This is a genomic window from Agrilactobacillus fermenti, assembly GCF_047943045.1.
GTDB lineage: Bacteria > Bacillota > Bacilli > Lactobacillales > Lactobacillaceae > Agrilactobacillus > Agrilactobacillus fermenti.
Map to the genome: position 1 here is coordinate 2,160,549 of NZ_CP181347.1, position 13,507 is coordinate 2,174,055.

The 13,507-nt window shown below is 41.3% G+C and carries 13 protein-coding genes; 1 reads left to right on the forward strand and 12 read right to left on the reverse strand.

The window, feature by feature from the left end:
- Window positions 1-23: 23 nt before the first annotated feature.
- The 9 genes from purB to ACNAN0_RS10855 all read right to left on the reverse strand — a co-directional run bounded on the left by purB (window position 24) and on the right by ACNAN0_RS10855 (window position 8,107).
- Window positions 24-1,319 (reverse strand): adenylosuccinate lyase, encoded by a 1,296-nt coding sequence (purB, locus tag ACNAN0_RS10815; RefSeq protein ID WP_230912374.1) that lies wholly within the window; start codon window positions 1,317-1,319, stop codon window positions 24-26.
- Window positions 1,320-1,343: 24 nt separating this feature from the next.
- On the reverse strand, window positions 1,344-2,465 hold the full coding sequence (locus ACNAN0_RS10820) for an ATP-grasp domain-containing protein (protein ID WP_416353275.1): 1,122 nt from the start codon (window positions 2,463-2,465) through the stop codon (window positions 1,344-1,346).
- Between the two features lie 86 nt (window positions 2,466-2,551).
- Entirely contained in the window at window positions 2,552-3,895 is a 1,344-nt protein-coding gene (locus tag ACNAN0_RS10825) for a nucleobase:cation symporter-2 family protein (protein WP_230912372.1), read from the reverse strand.
- Complete coding sequence (locus ACNAN0_RS10830; RefSeq protein ID WP_230912371.1) at window positions 3,882-4,481, reverse strand: xanthine phosphoribosyltransferase; 600 nt, start codon at window positions 4,479-4,481, stop codon at window positions 3,882-3,884. The genes ACNAN0_RS10825 and ACNAN0_RS10830 overlap by 14 nt, the downstream gene beginning before the upstream one ends.
- Before the next feature lie 174 nt (window positions 4,482-4,655).
- Entirely contained in the window at window positions 4,656-5,342 is a 687-nt protein-coding gene (locus ACNAN0_RS10835) for a hydrolase (RefSeq protein ID WP_416353276.1), read from the reverse strand.
- A 19-nt stretch (window positions 5,343-5,361) separates the two neighbouring features.
- Window positions 5,362-6,015: a glycoside hydrolase family 73 protein gene (locus ACNAN0_RS10840; RefSeq protein ID WP_416353277.1), complete on the reverse strand. Its 654-nt coding sequence runs from the start codon at window positions 6,013-6,015 to the stop codon at window positions 5,362-5,364.
- 18 nt (window positions 6,016-6,033) lie between these two features.
- The gene (locus tag ACNAN0_RS10845) at window positions 6,034-6,537 is read right to left on the reverse strand and encodes a hypothetical protein (RefSeq protein WP_416353278.1); all 504 of its coding nucleotides are present in this window, start codon (window positions 6,535-6,537) and stop codon (window positions 6,034-6,036) included.
- A gap of 207 nt (window positions 6,538-6,744) precedes the next feature.
- Window positions 6,745-6,945 carry a cold-shock protein gene (locus tag ACNAN0_RS10850; protein WP_230912367.1) on the reverse strand — a complete coding sequence of 67 codons (201 nt, stop codon included), beginning with the start codon at window positions 6,943-6,945 and terminating at the stop codon, window positions 6,745-6,747.
- Window positions 6,946-7,123: 178 nt separating this feature from the next.
- Entirely contained in the window at window positions 7,124-8,107 is a 984-nt protein-coding gene (locus tag ACNAN0_RS10855; protein WP_230912366.1) for an aromatic acid exporter family protein, read from the reverse strand.
- 101 nt (window positions 8,108-8,208) lie between these two features.
- Between ACNAN0_RS10855 and ACNAN0_RS10860 the strand changes: the two genes are divergently transcribed.
- Window positions 8,209-8,865, forward strand: a complete 657-nt coding sequence (locus tag ACNAN0_RS10860) for a hypothetical protein (RefSeq protein WP_230912365.1) — start codon at window positions 8,209-8,211, stop codon at window positions 8,863-8,865.
- 102 nt (window positions 8,866-8,967) lie between these two features.
- Here the strand turns inward: ACNAN0_RS10860 and ACNAN0_RS10865 are convergent, their stop codons facing one another.
- The 3 genes from ACNAN0_RS10865 to ACNAN0_RS10875 all read right to left on the reverse strand — a co-directional run bounded on the left by ACNAN0_RS10865 (window position 8,968) and on the right by ACNAN0_RS10875 (window position 13,319).
- The gene (locus tag ACNAN0_RS10865; RefSeq protein WP_416353279.1) at window positions 8,968-9,570 is read right to left on the reverse strand and encodes an ECF transporter S component; all 603 of its coding nucleotides are present in this window, start codon (window positions 9,568-9,570) and stop codon (window positions 8,968-8,970) included.
- A gap of 76 nt (window positions 9,571-9,646) precedes the next feature.
- Window positions 9,647-11,539: an ABC transporter ATP-binding protein gene (locus tag ACNAN0_RS10870; protein WP_416353280.1), complete on the reverse strand. Its 1,893-nt coding sequence runs from the start codon at window positions 11,537-11,539 to the stop codon at window positions 9,647-9,649.
- The gene (locus tag ACNAN0_RS10875; RefSeq protein ID WP_416353281.1) at window positions 11,532-13,319 is read right to left on the reverse strand and encodes an ABC transporter ATP-binding protein; all 1,788 of its coding nucleotides are present in this window, start codon (window positions 13,317-13,319) and stop codon (window positions 11,532-11,534) included. The genes ACNAN0_RS10870 and ACNAN0_RS10875 overlap by 8 nt, the downstream gene beginning before the upstream one ends.
- Window positions 13,320-13,507 lie beyond the last annotated feature (188 nt).

The following is a 13,507-nucleotide window of genomic DNA, read 5'->3' on the forward strand; positions in this document are numbered from 1 at the left end:
GACAAAAGGCGATCAATGATGCTTTAATCTAAACCGACACGCTTAAAAATACGATCCACATTTTTAAGATGCCAATGATAATCGAAAGCATCATCTAAGTCGGCTTTAGATAAACGTTCAGTTACTTTTGGATCAGCTTCCAATAAAGTTCGGAAGTCTTTTTGTTCATCCCATGCTTGGGCTGTCTTTGGCTGCACAATGTCGTAAGCTTGTTCACGACTTAAACCCTTATCAACCAATTTGAGCAATACCCGCTGTGAATAAATCAAACCATGGGTCTTGTTCATATTATTTATCATGTTTTCTGGAAAGACGGTCAATTTATCTAGGATTGTCATAAAGCGATGTAAGATATAATCTAGCAGCTCCGTTGTGTCTGGCAAAATAATTCTTTCCGCAGAACTGTGGGAGATATCACGCTCATGCCATAGCGGCACATCTTCCAGTGCTGTTACCGCATGTCCACGAATCACACGGGCTAATCCAGTTACGTTTTCAGAACCAATCGGATTCCGTTTATGCGGCATCGCTGAAGAGCCCTTTTGACCAGCAGCAAAATATTCTTCAGCTTCGCGTACTTCTGTCCGTTGTAGATGCCGAATCTCTAAGGCAAAACGCTCGATAGAAGTTGCAATCAAAGCCATCGTCTGCACATATTCTGCATGCAGATCTCTAGGCAATACTTGGGTTGAAATATCTTGAGCGCGAGTTCCTAGATGTTCCGTCACATAAGCTTCAACTTCGGGTGGAATATTGGCAAAAGTTCCCACCGCACCACTGATCTTGCCGGCTTCAACGCCTTTGGCCGCATGTTCAAACCGTTCCTGATTGCGCTTCATTTCCGCGTACCAGTTAGCCAGCACCAAACCAAAAGTCGTTGGTTCGGCATGCACACCATGGGTCCGCCCCATCATTACGGTATGTTTATAGGTTTCCGCCTTCTTAGCAATCACTTCTAGAAAAGCAGCAATATCCTGGCGCAAAATATCATTGGCCTGTTTTAGTAAATAACCATAAGCTGTGTCCACAACGTCCGTAGACGTTAAACCATAGTGGATCCACTTTTTCTCTGGGCCTAAGCTCTCAGAAACTGTCCGCGTAAAGGCAACCACATCATGATGCGTAATCTTTTCCAAACGCGCAATCTCGGCAACATCAAATTTTGCATTGGCTCTAATTTTGGCTACATCTTCAGCTGGGATCTCACCTAGTTTTGCCCAGGCTTCATCAGCTAATATTTCAACTTCTAGCCAAGCTTGGTAGCGATTTTCATCTGTCCAAATTGCACCCATTTCTGGTCTTACGTAACGAGGAATCATTTTTTTCTCCTTTGTGTTGTAAAGTTAAATATGCCACAAATCCGTTGCTTTAATTTTATTGATCAAATCTGTTTGAATCTCATTAGTAACTATCACCTGGCCAATTGGTGTTGCCAAAGCAGGCGTCTCAGCCAACGGATAATAATTAAACTGCCAATCCGGCTTGATTTTAACTTGTGTATAGCTCTCTTCTTCAATTGCTTTTAAAATAACTAACATAGCGCCATTGGTTCTCACATGCACTTCAGGAACTGGCCATCCTAATAAAGCCCGCAGTTGCAGCTCATACTGGGAAATTCCAAGAACGGCTTGATAGACGTCCGCGCCAAGATGTATCCCTGGAAAAATACGTTGAGTATATAAGTTGTCTGTTTCAGTTTTTAGGAAAGAAATCCCAAAAACACCACAGTAATCGATCTTATCAGCAATCACATGAGCGATTCGTTGAATTTCTTCAGCCACGGCCGCATTGATTCGCGGCCGAACTAGTGCAGCTATCAATTGATGTCCATCAAAAAAGGTCTCAATAATTGGTAACAACTGAACTTTTTGCTTTTGATCCTTCACAACCATGATCAAAAATTCTTGATCCACAGGCACCCAGGATTCTAGAATTGCCGAACCACCGCTAAGATAGGTTTCACTTTGAGCAATATCCTGTTGACGGTAAAGTACTTCTTGACGGTTATGACTCAAGCCCTTTTGGATCGGTTTAATAATTGCCGGATATCCAATGGACGCCAATCCGTTAGCAACATCTGCAGAACTAACAACAGTCATATAAGGCGCAACATTTAAATTCAGATCATCTAAAAAAACTTTTTCTAAGTACCGGTCTTGCGTGATCGATAAAATATCCGTTCCTTGAGGCACATTATTATTGGCCTGAATCGTTTCAAGAATCTGTGGATCAATATTTTCATCTTGATAAATAACGGCCTGTAAGCCGTTGACAAAATCCAAAACAGTCTGTAAATCGTTAGGATTGCCAATCGTAGGATAATCAACAATGTCTAAAACGGGTTCTTGAACAGATGTTAACAAGGCCACGCGAAACCCCATTTGCTTAGCCGTCAGTGCCAAATGATAACTTTTGATGCCACCGCCAATAATACCAACGGTTTGCATTGGATAAATAAAAGCCATTGTTTTGCCTGCCTTCTTTTAAGTTTCCTTAAAATCTACCCTACCACAGTTTGCCAGGACTGACATTATAAAAGCAAAACAATTCGTCAAGCTTCATCATTTTCATTCAGGCCGGTCTCTTCATCTTCATCTACCGTTCCAGTACCATTGAATAATAAATTCAAAAAGACTGCCGATAAACTAGCCATCACGATGCCGTTACCAAATAATAATTGCGCTGTTTTAGGTAAGAATTGAAAAATTGCTGGCTGTACGGTCACACCTAAGCCTAAACCGATCGATACAGCGACAACTAGCAGATTCTTATCACTTTGGAAATTCACATTCTGCAACATCCGAATACCTTGAACAGCTACCATGCCGAACATAACTAACATGGCACCGCCCAAAACTGGACTAGGGATGATCGTAGCCAAAGCACCAACCTTTGGTAATAAACCAAGTAGTACTAAAAATCCAGCCGCGAAGTAAATCGGCCGCCGCGTCTTGATGCCAGAAAGTTGAACCAAACCAACGTTTTGCGAGAAAGTTGTGTATGGGAAAGTGTTAAATAGGCCGCCAAAGATAATTGCCAAACCCTCAGCCCGATAGCCGCGTTTCAAATCATCACTAGTTAACTTACGCTTGGTAATATCCCCTAAGGCAAAGTAAACCCCGGTGGATTCCACCATGGACACCATCGAAATCAGAATCATCGTCACAATAGAAGACCATTCAAATTTTGGCGTGCCAAAATAAAAGAATTGCGGAAAATGAAACCAGCTCGCTTCCATCACTGGCTTTAATGAAACTAAGCCAAATGCTGAAGCAGCTAATGTGCCGGCCACAAGTCCAACTAACACAGCAATCGACTTCAGAAAACCTCGGCCCCAAAAACTAACTGCCAAAATAATGAAAACAGTCAAAAAGCCGATCCCAATATTCGTTAAATCACCAAAAGTCTTAGCAGTCGTATCGCCACCACCTAAATTCTGAAAAGCAACTGGGATCAAGGTCAATCCGATTACCGTAATCAAAGTACCAGTAACTAATGGCGGAAATAATTTTTTGATTTTTGAAAACCAGCCAGCAATTAGAACTACGAAAATACCAGCCGCAATAATTGAACCATATACAGTACCAACAGAGTACCGTTGCCCAATCATTTTTAAGGGTTCAACTGCTTGAACCGCGCAACCAAGGACTACAGGCAAGCCAATACCCATAAACCGATTACCCTTCAACTGGAAGAAAGTTGCCAGACCACACATAAAAATATCAATCGAAACTAAATAGGTCATTTGTAACGTAGAAAAATGCAATGCCCCGCCAATCAATAGCGGCACTAAAACTGATCCCGAATACATCGCTAATAAATGCTGAATACCTAAAATTGCAGCTTTCCAGTTTGAAATCTTGGGTGCGTTTGTCTGCGCCTTACTTTGCTGCATCTTCAGCCTCCTCATCATTTACAAAGACTACCTTGCCATCTTCAAAAGCCTTGATGCGTGCCAAAGACTCCACATGAATGCCCTCTTTATCAATTAACTGACGACCCTTTTGGAAAGTCTTCTCGATGACGATTCCAATTCCTGCCAAGCTAGCGTTTGCCTGGTCAATGATGTCGATCAAGCCTTTTACTGCCTGACCATTAGCCAAAAAGTCATCCACAACTAGAACACGATCATCCTCATTCAAAAACCGCTTAGAAATGGCAATATGATTGCTGGTCTTTTTCGTATAGGAATAAACAACGGACGTATATAATTCATCTTTTAACGTCACACTTTTGTGCTTACGAGCAAAAACCACTGGTACACCAAAAGCTAAGCCCGTAAAAATAGCAGGTGCAATACCTGAAGATTCCACCGTCAAAACCTTGGTAATTTTCTCATTCTTGAACAAGCGATGAAATTCTTTGCCAATTTCTTCCATTAACATAGGATCTACCTGGTGATTTAGAAAGTTATCTACTTTCAATACATCATGCCCTAAAACTTGGCCATCTCGCAAAATGCGATCTTCTAAAATCTTCAAAATAAACTTCCTTTCCGAAAAACAACTTTGCAACTAATATTCGTGTTTACGCGAAAAAGACACCTGCTTGAAATAATATCCTTCGTTAGTTGGATAAAAAGCGAATTTAGTTAAGATAAAGAATACCACAAAAAAATTGCACCCTCAATAAAAGAGATGCAATTTCATTAAACTCTAACCTTCGTGTTTTTTCTGTTCAGCATCGCGGTACTTTGCCATCTTTTCCGCAAATAACGTGCCGTTTGTTGGCGGCGTATAGGTAATCGCATTGGCACCGGCTTCAATTGTTGCTAAAATCTGATCATCATCTTTACCGCCAGTAGCAATGATCGGAATTTTTTGAAATTTTTTTCTAATTTTTGCAACAATTGCCGCCGTTTTTTTAGCACCAGAAACATTTAAAATCGATACACCAGCGTCAATCAAAGCTTGAATGTTCGTGTCCTCATGGACCACCGTCGCAATGATCGGAATATCTACCACTTCATCAATGGCGCGAATCGTCGCTATTGGTGTGGGGGCGTTGACGACCACGCCTAGTGACCCTTGCGCTTCAGCAAACATCGCCATCATTTCTGCACGAGAACCTTGCGTTGTACCGCCGCCAATGCCTGAAAGTACGGGAATGTCGGCAGCCATCGTAATGGCCTGCATGATGGTCGGGTGCGGCGTAAACGGATAGACAGCAATCACCGCATCAGCATTGGTATTTTTAATGATCGCAATATCGGTTGTAAAAATAACAGAATGAATCTCTTTTTCAAAAATCTTGATTCCACTAGCTCGTTTGATCACAGTTGGCATTTTAACAATGCCTTCGCGCAACTCGGTCATAATTTCGGGAACGTATTGCTGGGGCATGGGTACCCTCTCCTCTCGATTATTGATCGTATTTCGTTAAATGATATTTTTCAATGATTTGAATGATTTTAGTGGCATAGTCGGGATCAGTGGCGTAACCATCTTGTTGTAATGCTTTGGCCGCGTCAACATAATTCGTCGCATTGAGCACATGCGTGTACTGCTGCGCATTCCAAGAGGTACCCTCGGCCAATAGTTTTGCATGGCCTAATAAGGAGGCATCATAACTATCATAAACCCGAAAACGGCCCTTTACAGTGTGCCAACTACCATCCACGTATTCTTGGGTATCTAGAAGTTGACTATTATTGGGATCATCGCTTTTAACGCCAAAAAGATTTTTGTACTGACTGGCAAGTTGGCTATTGCCCCAATCACTTTCAAGGATTGCCTGTGCAATCGTGATACTTGGCAGTATATGATATTGTGTCTGCAGTTGCTGAGCGTAAGTTGCTATTTGATCAATAAAAGCTTGCTTTTCTTGGGCGACTTTATTCTTCGCTGCTTGCGAAGATTCAATTGCCTGTTGCTCCAGCCTTTGCTCATGATAGTCAATACCCTTGACCACGCCAAAAATGGCAATCGCTAAAATCAGTAAAGTGATCAACGCCGCAAGTAAGCCACTATTCTCTTTTGATTTTTTACGTCGATAAGTTCTTCTTCTTTTTACCAAAATTTACCCACTTTGAACTCATGCCTCAATTTTTAAATTATTTACCCAGGTCAGTAGATCCAGTTGCTTGGTCTCGATCTCTGAACGGACGGTTTCAGGTACGATAAAGTCTAACACATCTTCAAAACCCCATAAATCATAATTTAGACTGATGCGTAAATGTATGACTGCCCGGCCCTGCACTTGTTCTTTAGTAAAAGCACTCTCACAATTTTCTGCCGCCAGCCACTGTTTCGCAATTTGCTTTTTAGCATTCGCGTAGACATAAGCGCTGCGCCCATTTAATTCCGGAATCGATTGCGACTGAAAAATAGCCTTTTGGCATAACATCCATTCATAATCTGTAAACAATTGGCGTAAATGGTGGCCTTGAATTTTTGATAGTTCTACCTTGCCAGCCAGCCACTGATCAAAGAAATTAGGCGCCTCTAACAACACCTGCGTACTAAAAACTGACGTATCTCCATATTTTTGTAAAACGACATCTTGTACAATTGCAGAAAAATCAACATCATTTGCCAAAATTCACACCTCCGATAATTCTTACCTAACTCTATTGTACCGAACTGACTCTGAAATTGGAAAGTATTAGCCATAGTGCGGCAAACGGCGACCAGGACAATTAAATTTTAAACGTGTGCCAAAAGGCAACATCCTCAGCTACAAACTTTTGTGTATTAAAAAAGACCGCCACAAACGAAACGTTTGCGCGGTCTTATAAATTATAAACTATTCTTTAACAACGTTAACAGCTTGAGGGCCGCGGTCGCTTTCTTCGATATCGAAAGTTACACTTTGACCTTCTTCAAGAGTTTTGTAGCCATCACCTTGGATAGCAGAGAAATGTACGAATACATCACTACCATCTTCACGAGTAATAAAGCCATAACCTTTTTCAGCGTTGAACCATTTAACAGTTCCATGTTCCATAAGAGCATTTCCTCCTTGAAAATATTGTTGTGCATTCTTGTTTGGTACATATGGAAGAAAGTCTTTGAAACATTCGAACCATAGCCATTCAAAAAGTACATTTTTATACTAACATAACCCCCATTCATTGACAAGTGGGAACGCTCGCATAAATAAATTAATTTGTTAGACCAATCTATTAATTTTGACTGGCAACAATCGTGTAGAATGTATTCTTTAACCGTAAAAATTGGTGGAAGTTCGATAACAAATAATATAATTGTGCTCGAACTTCAAACTCCGCACGATTTTTGGGTAAGTCACTGGATTCAAATTTTTCCTGCAAAGCTTCGACGTCCGAAACAAGATCTTCCGCAGCATTGCTGGCAGAAATATTTTCAGCAGTTGCTTGCAGCAAGATTGCGATTTCTCGGCCTTGGATTAAGGGATTATCGATGCGCTCGATACTGGTTTGCATCTGTCGCAACAATTCATATTGATTATTGCGCATCTCAAAATAAGCTTTATAATAATCATTTTCCGATAACAGCTGATTTTCATTATGACGCGCTGTCCAGGCCATCCCATCATTTAAGGCAATCTTCAGATCACTCATATTTTCCCATGATTCCTGAATCAACGCCTCTCGTTCATCACCAGCAGCAGGTGTCTGTAATTGTTGACTCATTAACTGCAAAATCTGCTGCATACTTTGTTCCACTGAATCTTGATACGTTGAAATACGATCTTCCAAATTTGGCATGAATAAATTAGCAATGATTGCTACCCCAGCACCAACGACCATCAATAGTGTTTGATTCATCAGCCAGTACAGTGAAGTACTACGCTCTATCAAAAAAACAGTAACTAAGACGGCACTCAACACGATGCCATCTTGTAGACTAAACAGATCCGCTACGGGAATGAATAATAACAAGAAAATTCCAAATGCGATCGCGTTGTAGCCTAATAAGCGAAAACTGACCACTGCAATCAAAAACGCAATGGCTGTGGAAATAATCCGGAAAAACACTAAGCGAAAAGAGGCCTTCGTTGTATTTTGAACACTCAGTACCGTGATGATGCCAGCTGTTGGCCAGTATTGCAAATGTAAATAATAGGCTAGTAAAATAGCAATAGCAGCGCCAACTGCCGTTTTTATCGTCCGTAAACCGATTCGCAAATCGTCTCCCCCTAAATCAAGCTATCTTTTTCGACAATATTTTGGCATGATGCCAACGATTAAGTTATATTAATAGTATCAATTATAAACGGAGAAATAAAATGAAAGCACATATCTCACCAAAACCTATCATCGTTAGTCTATTTTTTGTTCTACTAAGTTTAATTTTAACTAGCTGTGCACCCCAGCAAGGTGCAAAAGAGCAGCTATCTGAAAATACAGCGGCAACCCTTAAAAATATCCGAACGCAAAAAAATAATTTACAGATAATTAAAGATAGCCTAGAAAAAAGTCAAGAATTGGCACCAAAAGAGCAGAAGAAATTTCCTGATCAAAATTTGCTGGAAACTAAAGCTGCCAAAACTTACCAGGCTTATACGGAGCGACAGGATGCCTTTGCTAAATTTAAGGCGATTCAAACTGATTTGAAAACCAACCAAACAACGTTGATCAAAATCGGCAATCAAGATTATCCTGACTTACCCAAGCAACTAATTTCTAGTCTTTCACAAAGTCTGCATATTTCCGCCTTAGATCAAAAAACATTTGTCACCTTCATGACTGAAATGAGTTCAGCAGAAAGTGATTATTATGATATGCTTAGCGACAGTGATACCGATAAAGATAACTTGAATGCACAGGAAAATCGTGTGAATCAATATTATGCCGCAATTTATCAGCAGATTGAAATCATGAATGTCAATTTCAATACTGCTTTGAAACAAACAACAAATCTACAAAAATCACTCAATAATTAAACCATTCATAACCAAAAATGACCCACATTGTTAGCCGCATCGCTACCAGTGTGGGTCATTTCATCTTTAAAGTAAAAGTTTATACTGAATGCCTACTATCTCTTATTTCTCACGTCGAAAGCGTAACAACGGTGTCCCAATAGCCGGGACAAGTAACAGCCCTACAATAACCTCAATTAGAGCATTGATACCGACTAATGTAATCAAAAACATTAACAAATTTGTATTTTGACCACCCGCATGTACCGCACTAAAAATAGCGCCAGAACGATTTTGGAAAAATAGCGTTGTAAATAATACCACTAAGGTCGTATTGGTTAAAGCACTAAACAAGCCGGTCATGCCTAGACTAAGTGAGTGTTTGATTTTGGTGTGTTTGTAAAAATAACTAAACAATAAGCCAGCCACAACGCCAACCATAACTCGAGGGACGATAGCAATTACTGGGTTCGTAAACATCAGAATCGATAATGGTCCATCTGGTGAAGTATACGCCCGAAATAATGACAGCAATCCCCAAACAAGCCCTAAAATGGCCCCATCACGTGTTCCTAAAATAATCGCACCCAATGCGACTGTAATGTGCATCGTTGTAATAGCCACCCCACCAGGAATGACCAGCGGAATGTAAACCTGAACAACTAATAATGCGGATAATAACGCTAGAATACTGACTTCAAAAGCCACACTACGCGTTCGTCCCATAATTTCACCTCAATATATTGACAATATACCTAACAAGTTCTTTTGCATTTCGATATTATACCAAATGTCTTGTCACTTACTCAAGTGCCTTTTTACCGGTATAGAGCTCATAATAGGCACCCTTCTGGGCCATTAAGCTCTCATGATTGCCACGTTCAATGATTTGCCCCTGTTCGATCACAAGAATCAAATCAGCATTAAAAATCGTAGAAAGTCGATGAGCAATCGCAAAAGTAGTTCGATCTTGCATCAAATTATCCATTCCAGCCTGTACGAGACGTTCTGTCTTCGTATCAATGCTAGAAGTGGCTTCATCTAAAATCATCACGGGTGGATCGGCGACTGCCGCCCGTGCGATAGAAAGCAACTGCCGCTCCCCTTGCGATAAGCTGCTGCCGCCATTGGTGATTTGTGTCTCAAATCCCTGAGCCAAATGATCAATAAATGTTGTAGCGTTAGCTAGATCTGCAGCCGCGTGCACTTGAGCATCCGTAGCCGTTAAGTTGCCAAAACGAATATTATTCGCAACTGTATCGGTAAATAAATTAGTCTCTTGCAAGACCATCCCCAGTGACTGCCGTAAAGATGCCTTGCGAATATCCTGAATGTTGATGCCATCATAAGTGATTGTACCACTATCGATCTCATAAAAACGGGTCAGCATATTTGTAATAGTTGTCTTCCCCGCTCCAGTAGAGCCAACTAATGCGACTTTCTGGCCTGGTGCCACCACTAGATTGATATCATGAAGCACTTGTTTTTGCCCATCATAGCTGAAATTCACATGGTCAAATACCACACGTCCACGCAATTCTATTAACGGCTGTTTAGGATCTGGATACTTCCAAGCCCAAATTTGACCTTCAGGAGCTGCTGCCAAAATCCCATCGGCACCCTTAATTGCCCGCACTAGCACCACTTGGCCTTGATCCGTTTCTTCAGGTTCATCTTGTAGTTGAAAAATACGTTCTGCACCGGCCAAAGCAATAATGATTGCATTTAATTGCTGGGAAATTTGTGAAATTGGCTGGCTGAAATTCCGACTTAATTGTAAAAATGCCGCAATCGCACCTAAAGTTAAGCCAGATATTTGATTCACCGCCAAAATACCCCCCACTAGAGCAACGAGTACATAAAGCAAATTGCCGATGTTCCCCATAATTGGAAATAACATCGTAGCGAAGCCATTTGCCCGGGCAGCATCTTCCCTTAAACCCTCATTATACGCATCAAAACGCTGCTGAGTTTGTGGCTCATGACTAAAAACTTTAATAACCTTTAACCCATTTAAACTTTCCTCAATAAAGCCATTCAAAGCCCCTAAAGACTTTTGCTGGGCCTGAAAGTATTTGCTAGAACGATTACTTAAGAAGCGCACAACCCCGATACTCAAGCCAAAAATCACCAGTGAAACCAACGTTAACAACGGGCTCAGGGACAGCATCCCTACGACGACAAAAACAATATTAAACAGCGACGAGATAAACTGCGGTAAACTTTGACTGATCAATTGCATTAGGGTATCAACATCGTTGGTATAACGGCTCATGATATCGCCAAAACTATTCCGATCAAAATAATTAACCGGTAGTGTCTGCATATGACTAAATAAATCATCCCGAATTTGACGCTGAATGCGCTGACCTAATACCGGCATGATTTGTGTAAAAATCAAAGTCGCGATCACACCTAAATAATAGATGCCGCCCATTACTAAAATGGCGCCAAAAAGTGCCGAAAAATTATGACTGCGTAATTTTAGTAATGGCAAAATATAATCATCTACCAAACGCTGCAGGAATAATGAGCCAGCTACGCCGCTGATTGCTGCAACGATAATACTAATAAAGGCAACGATCAATGGTATCGGATGGCCTGTAAAAATCAGCTTCAATAAGCGCTTCAACGTCGCCCAAGTATCCTTGGGGCCCTTGCTCTTTTTGCCAAATGAACGTGGTCGATTATTCATGCACATCACCTCCACCTGTGGCTATTGGACTGGCATCGCTTGGGGCGTCAAACGCTTGTGCCTCATGATGAAGCTGTGATTGATTCAACGCTTGATAGATCACATTCGTCTGCATCAGTTCTTGATGTGTCCCAATGGCATCGATTTTACCATGCGCCATCACGATAATTTGGTCCGCCTCTGAAATGGAAGTAATTCTTTGCGATATCAAGATCTTAGTCATTTGAGGCATTTCATGGCGAAATGCCTCCCGAATCTCACGCTCGGTTGCCGTATCTACTGCACTCGTCGAATCATCCATGATCAAAATTTTAGGGTTCTTCAACAAGGCGCGTGCAATCGTCAACCGTTGCTTTTGACCGCCTGAAACATTACTCCCATCTTGCTCAATATGTGTGTCATAGCCGGCCGGTAAAGTTTGAATGAATTCATCAGCTTGTGCGATTTTCGCCGCGGCAATGATTTCATCATCCGTGGCTTGTTCATTGCCCCAACGTAAATTTTCTTTAATCGTCCCTGAAAAAAGAACGTTATTTTGCAAAACCATAGCAACATTATCACGCAAGGCTGCCAAAGCGTATTGTTGAACCGGAACACCGCCAACACGCACTTCACCAGACGTTGCATCATATAAACGTGGCAATAACTGTACTAGTGTACTTTTACCAGAGCCAGTTTCACCGATGATCCCGATTAAGGCACCTGAAGGAATTTGTAAATTAATATTTTGTAAAATAGGCGTCTTGTGGACCGTAGAATAAGCAAAACTAACGTTATCGAAAGTGACACTACCATCAGTCACCGCCAAAATCGGATCTTTCGGGTCCACGATCGAAGGTACTTCCGATAAGACCTCAGCAATCCGTTGTCCTGAAGCTTGGGATTGGGAGAGCTGCGTGATGATATTGCTCAGCATCATCAAACTAAACAAGACCGAGTTCGTATAGGCAAACATACTAACCAATTGACCCGTTTGCATCTGACCGCCAACAATCATTTGAGCGCCTAACCAAGAAATCACCAAGATGGTGGTATTGATCATGAATGTCATTAGGGGTGCGTTTAGTGATAAAATTCGCTGAGCCTTGGAAAAAACGGTGTAAATATCCTTAGATGCCGCCTCAAACTTCTGCTTTTCCTCGGCTTCGCGGACAAAAGTCTTAACCACACGAATGCCCCGTAAGTTCTCACTCACAACCTGGTTCAACCGATCGTAGCGCTTAAATACCAGTTTGAATAGCGGATAAGCAAAATGAACGATCACATATAAAGAAATGGCTAGTATCGGCACAACGACCACATAGATCATCGCCATTTGAGCATTGATCGAAAAAGCCATCATAATCGAGAAGATCAACAATAGCGGTGCCCGGACAGCAATGCGAATCGTCATCTGATAAGCATTTTGAACATTGGTGATATCCGTTGTCATTCGTGTTACCAAACTTGAGCTTGAAAAATGATCAATATTTTGAAAAGAAAACTTCTGAATATTGCTAAAAATATCATGCCGCAGATTCTTGGCAAAACCAGCAGCGGCATGACTAGAAAACCAGCTTGAACTTGCGCCAGCTGAAAGTGAAGCTAACGCCATCACAATTAAGAGCAGACCCATCCGCCAAATGTAATTGACATTGCCCGGTGTGATGCCCTTATCAATAATTGAGGCCATTAAAAACGGAATAAAGGTCTCAATCGCCACCTCCGTTGTCACCAATAGCGGTGTGAGGATAGACTCTTTACGGTACTCACGCACAGCCCTTAATAATAACCGTAACATTAGACTCCCCCTCCAGTACGTTTTATTCAAATCATACGTTTATTACCAAAAATTTGCTAGAAAAAAGCTTTAGAGCGTGAGCAGTACTGGGTAATCGTTGCGTTCTAACCTAAAATTATGCCGGAGGTGCTGGCACCTACAAATAATTTGTAGTTAGACAAAACGATTAGTGCTGTGAACGCGTTTAG